This is a genomic window from Nocardia sp. NBC_01499 (assembly GCF_045040275.1).
In the GTDB taxonomy this organism is placed as follows: Bacteria; Actinomycetota; Actinomycetes; order Mycobacteriales; family Mycobacteriaceae; genus Nocardia.
The window spans coordinates 2,237,828-2,253,990 of record NZ_CP109426.1; the positions used below are offsets into that span (position 1 = coordinate 2,237,828).

17 protein-coding genes are annotated in these 16,163 nt (G+C 66.6%); 7 read left to right on the forward strand and 10 right to left on the reverse strand.

The features are described from left to right. The first annotated feature begins 154 nt into the window (after window positions 1-154). The 3 genes from OG203_RS10150 to OG203_RS10160 all read left to right on the forward strand — a co-directional run bounded on the left by OG203_RS10150 (window position 155) and on the right by OG203_RS10160 (window position 2,530). Window positions 155-913 (forward strand): metallophosphoesterase, encoded by a 759-nt coding sequence (locus OG203_RS10150; protein ID WP_405165424.1) that lies wholly within the window; start codon window positions 155-157, stop codon window positions 911-913. A gap of 196 nt (window positions 914-1,109) precedes the next feature. Then, window positions 1,110-1,442: a YnfA family protein gene (locus tag OG203_RS10155; protein ID WP_405165425.1), complete on the forward strand. Its 333-nt coding sequence runs from the start codon at window positions 1,110-1,112 to the stop codon at window positions 1,440-1,442. Between the two features lie 236 nt (window positions 1,443-1,678). Continuing rightward, window positions 1,679-2,530: an isocitrate lyase/phosphoenolpyruvate mutase family protein gene (locus OG203_RS10160; RefSeq protein ID WP_405165426.1), complete on the forward strand. Its 852-nt coding sequence runs from the start codon at window positions 1,679-1,681 to the stop codon at window positions 2,528-2,530. A gap of 439 nt (window positions 2,531-2,969) precedes the next feature. Here the strand turns inward: OG203_RS10160 and OG203_RS10165 are convergent, their stop codons facing one another. The 3 genes from OG203_RS10165 to OG203_RS10175 all read right to left on the reverse strand — a co-directional run bounded on the left by OG203_RS10165 (window position 2,970) and on the right by OG203_RS10175 (window position 6,812). Beyond that, window positions 2,970-3,629: an NUDIX hydrolase gene (locus OG203_RS10165; protein ID WP_405167818.1), complete on the reverse strand. Its 660-nt coding sequence runs from the start codon at window positions 3,627-3,629 to the stop codon at window positions 2,970-2,972. 611 nt (window positions 3,630-4,240) lie between these two features. Beyond that, window positions 4,241-5,494, reverse strand: a complete 1,254-nt coding sequence (locus OG203_RS10170) for an adenylosuccinate synthetase (protein WP_405165427.1) — start codon at window positions 5,492-5,494, stop codon at window positions 4,241-4,243. A 370-nt stretch (window positions 5,495-5,864) separates the two neighbouring features. After that, complete coding sequence (locus tag OG203_RS10175; protein ID WP_405165428.1) at window positions 5,865-6,812, reverse strand: hypothetical protein; 948 nt, start codon at window positions 6,810-6,812, stop codon at window positions 5,865-5,867. A gap of 102 nt (window positions 6,813-6,914) precedes the next feature. On the opposite strand from OG203_RS10175, the gene OG203_RS10180 reads away from it, so the two are divergent. Together OG203_RS10180 and OG203_RS10185 are read left to right on the forward strand one after the other, a co-directional pair. Further along, window positions 6,915-7,301, forward strand: coding sequence for a RidA family protein (locus OG203_RS10180; protein WP_405165429.1), 387 nt, complete (start codon window positions 6,915-6,917; stop codon window positions 7,299-7,301). Window positions 7,302-7,531: 230 nt separating this feature from the next. Then, window positions 7,532-8,011, forward strand: coding sequence for a YbaK/EbsC family protein (locus OG203_RS10185; RefSeq protein WP_405165430.1), 480 nt, complete (start codon window positions 7,532-7,534; stop codon window positions 8,009-8,011). Between the two features lie 27 nt (window positions 8,012-8,038). On the opposite strand, the gene OG203_RS10190 is transcribed toward OG203_RS10185, so the two are convergent. Continuing rightward, window positions 8,039-8,512 (reverse strand): winged helix-turn-helix transcriptional regulator, encoded by a 474-nt coding sequence (locus OG203_RS10190; protein ID WP_405165431.1) that lies wholly within the window; start codon window positions 8,510-8,512, stop codon window positions 8,039-8,041. Between the two features lie 157 nt (window positions 8,513-8,669). On the opposite strand from OG203_RS10190, the gene OG203_RS10195 reads away from it, so the two are divergent. After that, the gene (locus OG203_RS10195; protein WP_405165432.1) at window positions 8,670-9,023 is read left to right on the forward strand and encodes an MmcQ/YjbR family DNA-binding protein; all 354 of its coding nucleotides are present in this window, start codon (window positions 8,670-8,672) and stop codon (window positions 9,021-9,023) included. Window positions 9,024-9,026: 3 nt separating this feature from the next. Here the strand turns inward: OG203_RS10195 and OG203_RS10200 are convergent, their stop codons facing one another. The 4 genes from OG203_RS10200 to OG203_RS10215 form a co-directional block, all read right to left on the reverse strand. Continuing rightward, entirely contained in the window at window positions 9,027-9,662 is a 636-nt protein-coding gene (locus OG203_RS10200) for a LysE family translocator (protein WP_405165433.1), read from the reverse strand. 136 nt (window positions 9,663-9,798) lie between these two features. Beyond that, complete coding sequence (locus OG203_RS10205; protein ID WP_405165434.1) at window positions 9,799-11,376, reverse strand: ABC-F family ATP-binding cassette domain-containing protein; 1,578 nt, start codon at window positions 11,374-11,376, stop codon at window positions 9,799-9,801. 183 nt (window positions 11,377-11,559) lie between these two features. After that, window positions 11,560-12,162: a DUF4291 domain-containing protein gene (locus OG203_RS10210; protein WP_405165435.1), complete on the reverse strand. Its 603-nt coding sequence runs from the start codon at window positions 12,160-12,162 to the stop codon at window positions 11,560-11,562. A gap of 121 nt (window positions 12,163-12,283) precedes the next feature. After that, window positions 12,284-13,270, reverse strand: a complete 987-nt coding sequence (locus OG203_RS10215; protein WP_405165436.1) for an aldo/keto reductase — start codon at window positions 13,268-13,270, stop codon at window positions 12,284-12,286. 104 nt (window positions 13,271-13,374) lie between these two features. Between OG203_RS10215 and OG203_RS10220 the strand changes: the two genes are divergently transcribed. Then, window positions 13,375-14,202: an alpha/beta fold hydrolase gene (locus tag OG203_RS10220; RefSeq protein WP_405165437.1), complete on the forward strand. Its 828-nt coding sequence runs from the start codon at window positions 13,375-13,377 to the stop codon at window positions 14,200-14,202. Window positions 14,203-14,347: 145 nt separating this feature from the next. On the opposite strand, the gene OG203_RS10225 is transcribed toward OG203_RS10220, so the two are convergent. Continuing rightward, window positions 14,348-14,770, reverse strand: coding sequence for a CAP domain-containing protein (locus tag OG203_RS10225; protein ID WP_405165438.1), 423 nt, complete (start codon window positions 14,768-14,770; stop codon window positions 14,348-14,350). A gap of 229 nt (window positions 14,771-14,999) precedes the next feature. Next, window positions 15,000-15,875 (reverse strand): GNAT family N-acetyltransferase, encoded by an 876-nt coding sequence (locus OG203_RS10230; RefSeq protein WP_405165439.1) that lies wholly within the window; start codon window positions 15,873-15,875, stop codon window positions 15,000-15,002. Window positions 15,876-16,163: the final 288 nt, after the last annotated feature.

The window sequence follows — 16,163 nt, forward strand, 5'->3', positions numbered from 1 at the left end:
CGTTTCATCGGCCTCGCCATCGCGCGTTGCCTCGCTGAACACGGATTGAACGCTCGATAGCTATCAGCTATGCAAGCAGCTCACGGGCGGGTGGCGAGCGGGTGAACGTCGGATTGCGGTTGACACCTCGTCGGCGATGTGGCTGGCTGACGCCATGCCAGCCGATTCCGCGCAGCGGGGTATCCGGATCGCGGCCGTCGCCGATACGCATCTGCGGCCCGCCGTGGTCGGTCGATTCCGGCCCGACTTCCTGCGTCTGGCCGAGCACGCCGACGTGCTGCTGCTGGCCGGCGACCTCACCGAGGGCGGCAGGCTCGCCGAAGCCGACCTGCTGTGCGCCGAAATCGCCGACCTCCCGGTGCCGGTCGTTGCCGTGCTCGGCAATCACGACCACGATCACAAGCTCGGCTTCCGAATCTCCGCCCAGCTCACCGACATTGGCGTACATATGCTCGATGGGACCGCGATCACGCTGGAGCTGAACGGAATTCGGGTCGGCATCGCGGGAGTGATGGGCGGCAGTGGCGGCTTTCCCGACTACCCGGGAAGCCCCGACGAAGGCACCGAGGAGCACCAGGCTCGGATGCGCCGCGGTCCACTCGACGCGCTACGGCTGCGTCAGGCCCTCGACACCCTGGACACCGACGTCCGCATCGCGTTGATGCACTTCTCCCCCGTCATCGACACCCTCGTCGGCGAGCCGCCCAAGATCTATCCCGGTCTCGGCTGCCACGCTCTCGGCGAAGCGATCGATGCGGGCCGTGCGACGCTCGCCCTGCACGGGCACGCGCACAATGGCGCCGAAATCGGTTGCACCGCAGGCGGAGTCCCGGTCCGCAACGTGTCGTATCCGGTGATCGGCCGCGCCTACGCCGTCTACGACGTCGCGCCAGCAACCGCTCCACAGCGCTGACCAACCACATCCCGCGATGCGCAGCTACCACCGAACACCGGCACGGATTACCCGCATCGGCACCGCAGCGCATGCCGTCGCTTGCGGCGCAGGTTGCTACCTGCCGCGCACATCACTGCCTGCCGCGCAGCGAGCGATCGCCGCGTCAGCCGGGCTGTCGCGCCTGACGGGGCACGGTGGTCGGTAGGTTGACCCCATGACCGTCGTCCGCTCTCTGCTGCTGTTCGGGTTGGCTGCTGTTGCTGAGATCGGCGGGGCGTGGTTGGTGTGGCAGGGGTGGCGGGAGCATCGCGGGATGCTCTGGATTGCGGCGGGGGTCGTTGCGCTGGGGGCCTATGGGTTTGTCGCGACCTTCCAACCCGATCCCAACTTCGGCCGCATTCTCGCGGCCTACGGTGGTGTCTTCGTCGCGGGCTCGCTCGCCTGGGGGATGCTCGTCGACAAGTTCCATCCGGACCGCTGGGATTACCTCGGTGCGGCCATCTGCCTGGTTGGTGTCGCCATCATCATGTACGCGCCGCGGCGCTGACCGGCTGAGCACGTCCGGTCTCCGGTCATCGGACGGCACGGTCCCCGACGATTGCGGCGCGCGCTGCGTCTTTCGACCGAGTTCGTCTTTCGGCCGAGTTCGCGGGTACGCCGGGCAAGCTCGAGCGATGATGTTCTGCCGCATCGGTTTCGGAGCACGCCATCGGGATGGCTCCCGAGGTTTCCGGTGTTACCTAGAGGCGACCGGTCATCGAAACAGTCTGGCGAGGAGCCACCGTGGCACAGGACATTCAGCCCATCACCGACACCCAGCGCAATGCGGCGGCAGCCTTCCGGGCGCTGCACGAACAAGGCCTGTTCGTGTTGCCGAACGCGTGGGACGCGGCTAGTGCGGCGGTGATCGCGCGCGCTGGCGCACCGGCGATCGCGACAACCAGTGCGGGCGTTGCCTGGTCGCTCGGCACCGGCGACGGCCAGCAACTCACCAGGGAGGACACGATCGGCGTCATCCGCAGGATCGCCGCTGTCGTCGACGTCCCGGTGACCGCGGACGTCGAAGGCGGTTACGGGCCAGCACCCGAGGATGTCGCGGCCACCATCATCGCCGCGGTCGGCGCCGGTGCCGTCGGCGTGAACCTGGAGGACTCGACCGCACCCGGCGGACCCCTGTTCGACACCGCCGCCCAGTCCGACCGACTGCGCGCGGCACGCGACGCCGCCAAGCAGGCAGGCTTGCCGGAACTGGTGATCAACGCCAGAACCGACGTCTACCTGTTCGGCATCGGTGCACCGGAAGGCCGTCTCGACGAGGTCCTCACCCGGGCCACCGCCTACGCCGAGGCCGGTGCCGACAGCCTCTTCGTCCCCGGCCTCCTCGACCTCCCAACTCTGACCGACCTCGTCGGCAAGTCCCCGTTGCCGATCAACGTAATGACCGGGCCGGGAGCACCTTCCGTCGCCGAACTCGCGGCGGCAGGCGCGCGCCGAGTCAGCGTCGGCTCGGCCATCGCCCAGGCGGCCTACAAACTGGCCGAAACCGCAACCACCGAACTCCTCGAACACGGCACCTATACAACCCTGGAAAACAGCCTCGATTTCGGCGCAGTCCAATCACTGGTCGCCCGCTAGACCCGAATCCGCGGTCCGTGAGTGACACACCATGGGGGGGCGATCTCGCGATACGCCACAGCCATGTGCCGCTCACGGGACCGCCGCAGCGCGGACTCCCGAGTCAGTCGGTGCAGAAGCCCAGCAGCGCAGCGCTTTTCAGCTAGGTGCCTGCGCTGAGTGCCCACACCGACACGGGCGGCCGGTCGCCTGACGCGACGGCCTCCGGTCGCCCGTTCGAGATCTGGGTTCGCAGCGTGAACTGCCGACTCAGTCGGCGCTGAGACTCTGCGGCCGGTAGCTTCACACGACGGCGTTCGGTGGCGCGCGCCAGACCAAGGAGGGCGGCCAGGGTGCAGTTGAGGTTCGCCAGGCCGTAGTGGCTGCCACCGCTCGAGTGGCGGGTGCCGCTGAGGTTTGGTGGCACGGTTTGCGGGCGGCCGGGCCGCTCATCGTCCTGTCACGGCGCCCTTTGTGGCGCAGTGCTTTTCGGCTGGGAGTCTGCGCCGAAGGTCCACACTGCGGCGGGGCGGCCGGTGGGTTTTACGCGGCGGCGTTCGGTGGTGCGGGTCAGGCCGGGGAGGGTGGCCAGGGTGCGGTTGAGGTTGGCGGGGTCGGGGCGGGTGCCGGAGAGAGATGTTGTGGTTGCGACGGCTCTGGTGGCGGGGAATTCTTCGCCGAGTAGTGCCTGGGTGAAAGGCAGGTCCTTCCACAGGAGACCGGTGAGTAGAGCGCGGGACGCGGTGACGATGCGGTTGTGGTCGAAGGCCAGTTTCGGTATCGCATCGAAGTCGATCCACTGTGCGGGGCCTTCGTGCGGGCCGACAACTGCCCACATCGCGATCGAGAGCGTCGGGCCGCGCGGGTCACGGTTCGGTTCATCGAAGGTGACCAGCTGACCCACTGCGCCGATCGCGGATTCGGGCACCCCGAGTTTCGTGTGCACCGCCCGTCGCGCGGCCCCGACCAGCCGTTCGCCACGACCGAGCAACACACCCGGCAGTGCCAGCTCACCGGCAAAGGGGGCCACCGCGCGCGGCGCGATCCCTACACTCACCCCCGCGTCGTCGCTCCAAAACCGCAACGCCACCACATCGACCGAAACAACGGATTGCTCCACGCCACCCAATCCTGCCGCACCCGACCACCCCTCCCCCCTACCGGCACCCACCCCGCCGAGCTCGATCCCGACCGGGACATCACCGCCAATCGCCGCCAGAAGTCGAAGGGCGAGCGTCGAACGGGACATGATGGCGGCTCCTCTCGACATTTGACGCCGCCATGTCCCGCTCGGTGGTTTGACCGGATGGTGCTGGTGATGTCGGCGAAAGGTGGCGCGCGGACGCCGACCGGATTGGCGGATTCGTCTGCCGGATCTGGCAGCATTCATGATCGACCACGGCGTAGCCAAGGGCTGGCGAAAGTTGATGCGCGGGCGCCGACCGGACCCGCGGACTCCCCCGTCGGGTATTGGCAGCGTTCACGACCGACCACGACGCGGCCAAGAGCTGACGAAAGTTGAGGCGCGGACGCCGACCGGACCCGCGGACCCCCCGACAAGTATTGGCAGCGTTCACGACCGACCACGACACGGCCAAGAGCTGACGAAAGTTGAGGCGCGGACGCCTACCGGATTGGCGGACTGCACCCGCCGATCTGGCAGCATTCGTGATCGACCACGACGGGCCAGGGCTGGCGATAGGTGGTGGCGGCTCGGCGCGCATCACGATCTCAGGCGGCGGCGGTTGTTGTCGTGAGCGTGCGGTGGGTTCGGGTGGGGCCGTTGGAGGTCAGTACGACTGGTATGTCGAGTGTCTGCGCTAACCAGGGCACCACGTCGTCCGGTATTTCGGTGAGTATCGGGTGGGCGGTGGATAGTAGGTCGGTGAGGTGTTGTTGGTGGGTGAGGTCTTGCCAGGTGCCCGGCGGCAGGTGGTCGATCACACCGTTGGGGGTGGCGTAACCCGTTGTCGCGTAACGAGTTCCCGGAGTGTCCAAGTGGGTTAGGGCGAGGGCGTCGATGCCGCCGGATACCGCTATCGCGTAGCGCAGCAGGATCGGGTCGAGGTGGCCGAGGCGGAAGTCGCCTTGGTAGCGACCGGTGGTGTTGTGTGGTTCCGGGAAGTCGAGGGCAGGGTCCTCGGTGGGGAGCGGGCCTGCGCCGTGGCGGGTCATGTAGGTGCGGGTGACGCCGAGAACATCACCGGTGGCACCGATTTCGGACAGCATGGCGTGAGCGTTGCGTGGCTCGACGGTCGACCAGGTGGTGTGCGGATGGAAGCCGCGCCATTCATCGAGCAAAACACCTTGTGCGCCTTCGAAAACCAGTCGGCCGCGCCGCGCGAACCTGGCGAGCTGCTCGCCGCCGACGATGCGGACGGCGGCGGCGAACTCCCGATACATCTCGACCAAGGTGTCGATCGGCTCGTAGCGATGTTCACTCGGGGCGATCAGCGGACCGTAATGCGCGGCGAGCACCTGGAGCTTGTCGCGAAGAACCTTGGGGCGCAGGCAATCCGACACCGTCAGCGCGTCGTGATCCAGCGCGTACGAGGCGGTCTCACCGATCCCCCGACCGCACGAACCGTGCCGCGAGGAACCCCTCGCGTCCTCGCGGGCACGGTTGGCGGCGATATGGATCGGTGTGGTGAGCAACGCCCGACCGTCGATGTACAGCAGCGCCAGCGGATCCGGCACGCCGAGCGCCGCCAACTGCCGCGCCTCCCCCGCCAGCGCGATGGGCTCGACCAGCACGTGCCGCGAAAGTAGTGTCGGCACACCAGCGAAGGTCCCCGACCCGAACTGCGCGAACGTGTGCTGCCGCCCGTCGGCGATCACGTTGTGCGCCGCCTGCGCACCCCCGTTGAACCGCACCACCGCCGAGACCCCGAGCCCCGCCTCGGCGGAGCACAACCAATCGACAGTCGCCCCCTTCCCCGCATCCCCGAAGCCAAGGTCGACAACCACTATGTGCGACCGAAACACGGTGCTCTCCTTCCTATTTCACTCGTCGACACCTACCGCGTCGACACCTACCGCGTCGACACCTACCGCGTCGACACCTACCGCGTCGACGGCGACAGACCTCGCGCATCGAGGCGATCCGAATCGGCTGCCCGTGCATGCCATCAGCGTGGCCCTCTAGAGTCCCGCGTCAGCTACGCCCACTGAGCAGCGCCCACATCGAGACGATTCGATCGCTGATGCGCCGCCACCCTGTCGCACGCCACCAGCAGGTTCGCCTGGGAACCGACGTGCCAGCTACGCCAACTGGGTAACGCCTACATCGAGGCAATCCGGTCGCTGATGCCGCCCCGTCGCACGCCATCGGCGCATTCGCCCGGGAACCGACGCCCTAGCGACGCCCACTGGGCAACGCCCGCATCCGCGGAGTGTTGGTGGCCAACGCCTTGCCGACCGACGCGGCCTCGGCGGCCGACCCCACATCGCGCAGGTCTGCGAGCCCGGCGTCCATGTCGACGCGGCCCTCCTCCAAACCGATTGTCAGGGCGATGAGTTCGCAGACGGCGGCCGGATCGTCGAGCTTCAGGAAGCTCTGGCCGAGCAACCCGCGCCAGTGGTCGGCGATTTCTGGATCGTCGTAGTAGTTCGACTGATTCGGCAGGATGTAGTAGATGTGCCAGCGCTCGGCGAGCTCGCGGTAGATGGATTCGACCGAGATGTCGCGCCGCACACTGTCACCGATGACGCTGCGGATATGCCGCGACGCCAGCCTCGGCTTGTTCAACTCGTCGCCGATCAGGAACAGGTAGCCCTTTTTGCGACGCTTCTCCCATGCGTCGGTGACGATGTGGGTAGCCATGAAATACCCGGCCAGTTCATAACTTTCGGACTTCTGCCCGCCTCCGCCGCCCTCGAGCAGGATGGCGCGCAGCTGCTCGTCCATCCGGTTGTCGGACTCGAACTGCCCGACCTGCAACGGAACTCGGTCGCAGTCGGCGTCGCCGATGGCGCCGAACAGGATCTGCGGGTCGTCCGCGTATCCCTTGCGCTGCAGCAGCCCGTGCAGCTTGCCGAGCTTCTGCTGCATGATCCGCGGCACCCGCCCCATCGACCCGGTGACGTCGAACAACACCGCGATGGGCAGCGAATTCTCGTGGTCGGCCGAATCCCGGCACTCCCGCGCGCCGACCCCCAGCGGATCGAGGGTCGGATGTGCCTGCCAGTTCTCGTACGGCACACCCCGCATTTCGGCGGTGTAGCCGAAGTCGTCGAGCCCCCGGCTGGCACGGAAGGTCTTGGCCGCCCGGTAGGCGGTGTCGTCCCAGTTTCCGTATCCCATGTGATCACTTCCTCTCGTGAACCTAGTTTTAGTGTATGCGACTAAAACTAGTCTGGTCAAGAACTCCCTCCTCGAATCGCATTGCCTGGCAAGATCGAACGCGTGGAGCTGGAGCAGCGCAATCCGACCGAAGGTATCTACGCCGCCGCCGACGACTACGTACACGCCATGGAGGTTCGTGGCGCTGAACGACTGCTCTTCGTCTCGGGCACCATGGGCCTCGACGCGGATGGGAAGCCCGCCGAGACCCTCACCGAACAACTCGACCTGATCTGGTCGAACCTGCGCGCCATCCTGGCCTCGGCCGACATGACCGTCGACAACATCGTCCGCCTCACCAGCTACCTGCGCGACACGTCCGACGCCGAGGCGAACGCGGCCGCCCGGGTGGCGGCGCTTGGCGGCCGCGCCGTCCCGACCACCGCGATCGTGGTGCAGACCCTGGACAACGATTGGTTGGTCGAAATCGAGGTCGTCGCCGCGGGCTGAGACGCGCCGCAGCGAGCCGAGATATCTGTGCGTTCGGCATCGCGGTAAAACCTTGTCGCCCAGCACTTCCCGACATACTCCGGCCGAGTCATCACAGGCTGGATCACCGAACGAGGCGTTCTATGGCGCGCGACTCCCCGCACATCTCGATCGACCGCGATCGATGAAAGCTGTGCAGCACTCGAGAAAGTCACGGGCTCCGCAAGTGCCAGCGGTTTAAGATCGCCGCCATGGACGACATCTCCCAGCGGCCGACCGTGCTCGCCGTCGAGGCCGCCTTGCGCGCCGCCGGAGTGACCCCACGGGTACGGGTGCTCCCGGAGACCGCCCCGACCGCGGCCGCAGCGGCCGAACAACTCGGCTGCCCGATCGCTGCGATCGCCAACAGCCTCATCTTCGACGCCGAAGGCTCGCCGCTACTGGTGCTCACCAGTGGCGCCCACCGAGTGGACACCGGCAAGGTCGCCGCGCACCTCGGCATCGCCAAGCTTTCCCGTGCCAGCGCCGAATTCGTTCGCGCGCACACCGGTCAGGCCATCGGCGGTGTGGCACCGCTGGGTCACCCAGCACCGATCAGGACATTGATCGACGAGACGCTGGCCGATCAGCCGGAGATCTGGGCCGCGGCCGGACACCCACATACCGTCTTTCCGACTACCTTCCAGGAGTTGGTCGCGGCCACCGGCGCCGAGCCCATCACGGTCAACTGACCGCGCGACCGACGATCGCCGAGTAGGTCAGGTCGGCGACGCCATGTGGTCGCCGACCAGCATGGTCCCCGGACCACGATGCCCGCCCGGCCCCTGATGAAACCGCACGTTGTCCGCGGTCAGCGCCGATCCACACTCCCGGCAAACCACCACACCCGCGGTGACCTTGCCGCAGTCATCGTGCACGACCAACGCGGGCGGCCCGTCCGGCCCGGCGAGCCAGGTGTCACCCCAGGCGACGAGCATCGTCAGGACCGGATACAGGTCGCGCCCCTTGGCTGTGAGCAGGTACTCGTGCCGGACCGGATTCGACTGGTACACACTGGTTTCCACGATGCCGTGCGCTTGCAGCGCGGCAAGCCGCGCGGTGAGCACATTCGAGGCGATGCCGAGGTCGCGCCGGATGTCCTCGAACCGGGTCAACCCGACGAACAGGTCGCGCAGGATCAGCGGCGTCCACCGCTCGCCGATCGCGTCGAGCGTGCGCGATCGAACAGACAATGTCGGACAGAGCAGCCTTGGGCACGCGGCTAGGTTCGGTGCCATACACACGGCGAAGGACGAAGGGGCGATCGCGACCGATGCGCCCGGCCTGCTCAGGCACCCCGGAGTGGTCCGAAGGGCGCTGCGCGGCACGTCCGCGTCGTAGACTGCGCGGATGGACCCGTTGACGCGGATCCGCGCGATCTGCCTGGATCTACCGGAGTGCAGCGAACGGCTCAGCCACGGCTGCCCGACCTTCTTCGTGCGCGCGAAGACCTCGTTCGTCAAGTTCATCGACGGGGGTTACGACGAGCCTGGTCCGACCATCTGGTGCCCCGCTCCCGAAGGGGTGCAGGCCGAACTGGTTGACGCCGAACCGGAGCGGTTCTTCATACCGCCGTACGTCGGCCACAGCGGCTGGATCGGTGTGCGGCTCGACGTCGACCCCGATTGGACCGAGGTCGCCGAGATCATCCACGACGCCTACCGCAAGGTTGCCCCGAAAAAGCTTGTGGCCGAACTCGACTGACGTTCAGTTGCTCCCGCTGAACGCCACGCTCGCACCGACTCCCATGATCATCAGCCCGCCCGTGCCACCGATCGCCTCGAGCCGACGTGGTGAGCGCGCGAACCAGCTCCGCGCCGTCCCCGCGGCCATCGCCCATGCGGTGTCCGAAAAGAGTTGAATGGTAATGGCAATCGCGCCGAGGGTCAGGAACTGTAGGGGTAACGCACCAGCCTCCGGCACCGCGAACTGCGGCAGCACGGCGGCGAAGAACACGATGGTCTTGGGGTTGGTCGCGCCGACGATGAAACCCTGCCGGACCATGCGGCCCGTCGACGGGTCGGCGTCGGCCGATCGAAGCGCGAGGGTCAGCTTCTTCCGATCCCGAATCGCCATGGCTCCCAGGTAGATCAGATAGCACGCGCCGACGATCTTGACGATCGTCATCAGGATCGCGGACGCGGCGAGAATCGCGCCGAGGCCGACCGCAACGCCGATCACCGGAACGGCGGTACCCGCCATCGAGCCGAGCACCGACACCACGGCCGCACGACGGCCGTGCGCCAAGGCGCGCCCGATCGCGAACAGCACGTTCGGGCCGGGAATGACGATAATGACAAGCGCCGCAGCGGCGAACGCTGCGGCATGCGACAGGGGCACCATTGACGCAGCGTATCGAACGTTGCCGCGCGTCGGCCAGGAATATCGGCCTATCGCACACCCCTTGATCAGGCACATATCGAATCGCAGGCGATTGCGGGTGCGGGAGATCAAGGGGTGTGCGGGGTTACGCGACGCACTACTCGCTCAGCCCGTCCTCGGTGAGCTCCACCCGCCGCGTGAGGCCGATGTCGTCGAGGAAACGCGGGTCGTGGCTGACCACGATCAGCGCGCCCTCGAAACTGGCCAGCGCCTGGGTGAGGTGCTCGAGGCTGGGCAGGTCGAGGTTGTTGGTCGGCTCGTCGAGCAGCAACAACTTCGGGGCGGGGTCGGCGAGCAGCAGCATGGCCAGTGCGGCCCTGAGGCGTTCGCCACCGGACAGCGCCGCGGCCGCGACATCGGCGTCGGTACCGCGAAACAGGAAGCGGGCCAACTGGGCTCGGATCTGTTCCGGCGAAGCGTGTGGCGCCGTCGACGCCACATTCTCGAACACCGACCGTTGCTCGTCGAAGATGTCGAGGCGTTGCGGCAGCATCCGCCACGGCACCTTCGGGTGCGCGGCCGAGATCCGTTTCAGCAGCGTGGTTTTGCCAATGCCGTTACGCCCGGTCAACGCGATCCGCTCCGGTCCGCTGACTCGCAGCGAAACCGTTGGCCCGCAAGCCAACTCGACATCGACCAGTTCGATCACGTCCTGGCCGGGATAGAGCCGAGTATCGGGCAGATCCACGCGGATCTCCCGATCGTCACGCAGCAAATCCTGTGCCTGCTGGAGCTGGTCCTTGGCCGTCTCCAGCTTGCCGATGTGCTGGTTGCGCAACTTGCCAGCGGACACCTGCGCTTGCCGTTTGCGTTCGGCCATAATGATTTTCGGCTCACGCTTGGTGTCCCACATCTTCTGCCCGTAGCGCATCCGGCGATCCAGCTTGATCCGCGTATCGATGAGCTCGCGCGCCTGCTTCTTCACATCGCTGCGCGCGTCCCGGATCGCCGCTCGTGCGGCTTCCTGCTCGGCCTCGATGATCCGCTCGTACTCGCTGAAATTGCCGCCGAACATGCGCAGTTCGCCCTGCCGCAGCTCCGCGATGGTGCTCATTCGCTCCAGCAGCTCACGGTCGTGACTGACCGTGAGCACGGTGCCGGAGAATTGGGCGACCACCTCGTAAAGCCGTTCGCGGGCAAGCTGATCCAGGTTGTTCGTCGGCTCGTCGAGCAGCAGGATCTCCGGCTCGGCGAGCAGTTCGGCGACCAGTCCGAGCAGCGTGGTCTCGCCGCCGGAGAGGGTCTCCAGTCGGCGATCCAGCTGTTCGGCCGAGTCGGCGACGTAGTGCAGGCCGAGCCGTCCGAGCAGGGCGATCGCCCGTTCCTCGACGTCCCAGCGATTGCCGACGATGTCGAAGTCGGACTCGGCGGTGCCACCGGATTCGATGCGGTGCAAGGCTTTCCGGATTTCCGCGATACCGAGCACCGCGTCGACTCGTTGCCCCGCGGCGAGACCGAGGTCCTGCCGCAGGTAGCCGAGATGGCCGACGACCGTGATCGAACCGCGGGCGGGGGTGAGCTCGCCGACGATCAGCCGCAGCAGGGTGGATTTGCCCGCGCCGTTGCTGCCGACCAGGCCGATGTGCCCAGGGCCGAGGCCGCCGTCGAGCCCTTCGAACACAGGTGTGCCGTCCGGCCAGGCGAAAGTGAGATCGGAAAATGACAGAATTGCCATGGTGACTCCAGAGGTTCCCTACGGGTACGCGGCGCGCGACTGCGGGCCGCCCGAGTGGCTACCTCATGAGTTCAACTGCATGACTCCGATCAACGGGAACAAGACCAACCTAGATTAACCACACTTGCGCCGCCGATGCCAGTGATATCTGAATCACACCCGCTCACAGCCGCTTTTCGGGCTCTACCCTGCCCCGATCACGCCGGCGATCTCGGCGGTCAGCGGATAGGGCCGCTCGACCGGCAGCGCACGGGCGGCGGCCTCGACCTTCCCGTCTGCCACCAGCCGCCTGATCCGCTGCGCCTCCGCGGTGACGTCACGGATGCCGGTGATCCACCGATCGACGTAGAGCCCCACCGCCGGACCGCCGAGCCCGACCTGCAGCGACCGATGCGCCAGCGGCCGGTGATGCAGGTCGCGCTCCGGATCCCATTGAACGCGAACAGGACTCACCCGTAGCCGCGCCATCCACGCCTGCCGATCCGAATACATCTCCGGCACATAGTGACTCAGGCAGGACTGCCATAGCGCCCACTCGAACCCGCTGCGCGTGATGGAGATTGCGAGCACCCGCTCCTGCCCCGGCTTGGTCGCCCATCCGCAGCGATACATCATCCATAGAAACGAAGGCTTGATCCACGTCATCCGGTCCCGACTGAACGGGTCGACGAAAGTCCCTGCGGCAATGGCCGCGTCGGCGATAGCCGCCGGATATGCCTGATAGACAACCACGGTCGCCGTGTCGTAGTCAGCTCTGACCTGCCGCATCGGCGGCGCAACACTCACCGGCGAATCCTTGCAGCCCAATCTTCGAATTCGCTGAGATTCGCGCTATCGGGACGACGCTCCGGAAATCCGGTCGGCGGACATGACGGCATCCACCAACGCGACGCCACAACCGGGCGATTCAGCCGTTGGTGAAGGTGAGGCTGGTCGCGTCGTAGCGGGTGCCCGCGATCTGCTCGGCCGGGGCGGCGGCCTCGATGGCGGCGAGGTCAGCGGCGGACAACTCGACGGTCAGGGCCGCGAGGTTCTCCTCCAGATACTGCTGGCGCCGAGTGCCGGGGATCGGCACCACATCGTCGCCGCGGTGCTGCACCCAGGCCAGGGCGAGCTGGCCAGCGGTGATGCCCTTCGCCTCGGCAAGCTCGTTCAGCTTCGCGACGATCGCCAGGTTCCGTTCGAGGTTGCCGTCGGCGAAACGCGGCTGGCTGCGCCGCACATCGTTGTCCGCCAATGCCTCGACCGAGTTGTACTTGCCGGTCAGGAAGCCGCGCCCGAGCGGGGAGAACGGAACGATGCCGATGCCGAGTTCGCGGCAGACCGGGGCGATCTCGGCCTCCAGGTCGCGGGTCCACAGCGACCACTCGCTTTGCAGCGCGCTGATCGGGTGCACCGCGTGCGCCCGCCGGATGGTCTGCGCACCGGCCTCGGACAGCCCGAGGTAGCGGACCTTCCCGGCTTGCACCAGCTCCGCCATGGCGCCGACGGTCTCCTCGATCGGCACCTGCGGATCGACCCGGTGTTGGTAGTAGAGGTCGATGTGGTCGACGCCGAGCCGTCGCAGCGACGCGTCGCACGCCTGCCGCACGTATTCCGCGTCGCCGCGGATCTGGATCGGCTCGCCGAGGCGGTTGGCGAAGCCGAACTTGGTGGCGAGCACCGCCTCGTCGCGGCGCCCGGCGATGGCCCGACCGATCAGCTCCTCGTTGTGCCCGAAGCCGTAGAAGTCCGAGGTATCCAGCAAGGTCACGCCGAGGTCGAGGGCGTGGCGCAGCGTCGCGATCGACTGCGCGTCATCCGCGGCGCCGTACCCGTGGCTCATACCCATGCACCCCAGGCCCTGCGCGGAAACCGCTAGTTCGCCGAGCTGCCGGGTAGGGACGTTGATCATGCTGTGCCTCCTGAGATTTGAACTAACTGGACGCAACGCTATGAGTTGGAGCGCACTCCATGTCAAGCGCGAAGGTTGTCGGTGGGTGGCGCTAACGTGGCGGCATGGTCGCATCTCGGGACATTCGGTTGAGTGACGGGCGGATCGTTCGCGCTTACGACAGCGAGCACGACGGGCGTGCGGGAGTTCTGTTGTGGCACCACGGTTCTCCGCAAACGGGAGCGCCGCTGGATCCGTTGCTAACGGCGGCGGGCGAGCGCGGAATCCGGCTGTTGTCCTACGGGCGGCCCGGTTATGGGGGCTCCACTCGGCTACCCGGGCGGAATGTCGCCGCAGCCGCGCGCGATGTCGAGCAGATCGCCGACGCGTTCGGCATCGAGCGATTCGCGGTGATGGGCGCCTCCGGGGGTGGACCGCACACCCTCGCCTGTGCCGCCGAACTCCCGGATCGGGTCACCGCGGCGGTCTGCCTGGCCGGGATCGCACCCTTCACCGATGAGTTCGACTGGTTCGCTGGCATGGTGTCGCCGGGTGGACTCGAGGCCGCGATGCGTGGGACCGCAGCCAGGGCAAGTTTCGCGGAAACCGACGAATTCGACACGGCCAGTTTCATTCCCGCCGACTGGGACGCCCTCGCCGGGCAATGGTCCAGTCTCGGCGCTGATGCTCAGCGAGCGGGTGAGGCAGGCATCGAAGGACTGATCGACGACGACGTAGCCTTTGTCAGCCCGTGGGGCATCGAGCTGAGTGCGATCACCGCCCCGGTGCTACTCGTCCAAGGCGGACAGGACCGAGTAGTCCCACCCGCGCACGCCGACTGGCTACACCAACAAATCCCCAAGGCGCAGTTGTGGACTCGGCCGGAAGACGGTCACGTCTCCGTCCTCCGCGAATGCGCGGCCGCCATGGACTGGCTACCCGCAAGCTTCTGATACCGAATCGACTCGGGGGCAATACGATGCCGATCATTCGCACCGGCCTGCACCACGAGGCCTCGTTCTGGCCGAAGCGACTTTCAGCGTGAGTTGGCCGGCAAGCCACGGTCGGCGGACTGGCTCATGTGCGGCTCCGACTTTCCTACGGTTGGTAGTTCACTACGACGTATGAAGTAGGCGCCCCTGTCTCGACTGCTACGCAGCCGACGCCCATGTGGGTCGCGCGTGGTAACACCATCTGGGAGAGATGCGGCGGTTCCTGCGCCCAGTAGTCGACAACCATGGCCGGCGTCGTCGTCTGCCCGTGGTAGATGTTCTCGACATATCGCCCTCGGTGGACGAAGTGCGTCACCAACTGCCGCGCACGTGTTCCGGCATAGGTGGTCAGGTCCTCGCTGAGGACCAGTGGATGGATTCCGCGTTGCGCCCGAAGTTGGTTGTGAGCGTTGAGCATGCCGTTGATAAACCCGGTGTCGGCACAGTTGACGTACTCATCCTGAGCTGACACGGCTCCGGCTGTCGCTGTCATCGCAATTAGACAACTGGTCGCGGCGAATATGGTCACGACGACGAGCCTGTTACTTCGAACGCGATCCACACCCATGGCCTGTTCCTATCCCCGGAGGTAATCCGAACCGAACGGTTCAAGATACGTCTGAGGTATTCGAAACCGCGGGACATCCGGATGGGACGTGCACTGCGGCGGCGAGGGTGCCGCCGCTGGCGAGGCTGGCGGCCACGGCCGCGCCGATCAGGATCACCTGTCATCGAGTTGCTTTGTGCAGGAGTGTGTTTCAGAGGAACTGGCCGTTGGCCAGGTAGGGGGCGGGGGTTGGCATGTTGCGGACCGCGAGGTATCCCTCCTGGCCGATGTCGAGGCCCGCTGCCAGTCCGACATCTACGGCCCACTCGTTGGCGGTGGTGATGCAGTTGACGAGGGTGTCGGCTCGGGCGGAGGCGAGCGCGTCCCACAGCAGGTTTGCTGCGGTTCGGTGATCGGCGGCGGCGAGGAGAATCGGGCGTCCTCGATCGTCGATGTACACGTAGCCCGGCTCGTCGGCGCGGGACACGACCAGGCGGTGATTGTTCAGCAGGTACTGGTGGTCCGATCCGTGGCCCGCCCCGCGGAGCTGCTGGTCGAGTCGATCCATCCAGTCGAAGTCGTCGGCCGATCCGTCGGACAGCCCGGTCACCACCGGAAGGGTTGACCGGTCGACCGTGCCGACCATGCGCATCTGCGGATGCAGCGAGAACCCGGCCAACCGGTATCGCCGGGTGGCTCCGGGATGCACGCTGGAGGAGAACATTCCCTGACGACCGTCGGCATGGTTCAGCACAGCATCCAACAGCCGCTTCCCGATGCCTTGCCCCTGCCTGCCCGGCAGAACACCGTAGGTTGCCAAGTACCACAGCCGATCTCGATTCTGCGAGATCGCGAAACCGACCACCTCCGCCTCGTCGACCGCGACCCAGCACCCCTGCGGATCAACCTCGAGGAAGTAGCGCATGCGATCGATCCACCGCTTGGCTCCCTCCTCCGATCGAGGTTCGGGCTCAGCCTCGCTGACCCGCCGATCCCGCCGATCACTGTCGAGGAACACCACGTCGGAAGCCCGTTCAGCGCTGGGCAAATCCCCCGCGCACATCAGCCTGACCGCCACACAATCCATCCGCCCACCGTACGAACAACTCGACGCGAAGTGAACTGATTATCCGAAGCGCTGACTGCAGCAGCCGGAAATGAAGACGCCGTGGTCTACCCCGGGATCACCCCAGCTGATCGGGGGAGACTACAGCGATTTCAGCGCGGGTTCTCCGGTGCGCCGCAAAAGCATTCGTTGTTAAAGGATGACGCAGACCATCCCCGTGCACGAGGAATGACTGGCGGCGACGTTCCCGTCGACAGCGTTCGTCGGGTCATCCCCGCGTCTACAGCGGGATGGCCGGAGTCACGATGG

Coding starts and splice junctions, on each gene's coding strand:
- OG203_RS10150 (WP_405165424.1), top strand. CDS start 155: ATGCCAGCCGATTCCGCGCAGCGGGGTATCCGGATCGCGGCCGTCGCC.
- OG203_RS10220 (WP_405165437.1), top strand. CDS start 13,375: ATGGTCGCATCTCGGGACATTCGGTTGAGTGACGGGCGGATCGTTCGC.
- OG203_RS10200 (WP_405165433.1), bottom strand. CDS start 9,662: ATGGTGCCCCTGTCGCATGCCGCAGCGTTCGCCGCTGCGGCGCTTGTC.
- OG203_RS10175 (WP_405165428.1), bottom strand. CDS start 6,812: ATGGGATACGGAAACTGGGACGACACCGCCTACCGGGCGGCCAAGACC.
- OG203_RS10205 (WP_405165434.1), bottom strand. CDS start 11,376: ATGGCAATTCTGTCATTTTCCGATCTCACTTTCGCCTGGCCGGACGGC.
- OG203_RS10195 (WP_405165432.1), top strand. CDS start 8,670: ATGGACCCGTTGACGCGGATCCGCGCGATCTGCCTGGATCTACCGGAG.
- OG203_RS10155 (WP_405165425.1), top strand. CDS start 1,110: ATGACCGTCGTCCGCTCTCTGCTGCTGTTCGGGTTGGCTGCTGTTGCT.
- OG203_RS10215 (WP_405165436.1), bottom strand. CDS start 13,270: ATGATCAACGTCCCTACCCGGCAGCTCGGCGAACTAGCGGTTTCCGCG.
- OG203_RS10230 (WP_405165439.1), bottom strand. CDS start 15,875: ATGGATTGTGTGGCGGTCAGGCTGATGTGCGCGGGGGATTTGCCCAGC.
- OG203_RS10185 (WP_405165430.1), top strand. CDS start 7,532: ATGGACGACATCTCCCAGCGGCCGACCGTGCTCGCCGTCGAGGCCGCC.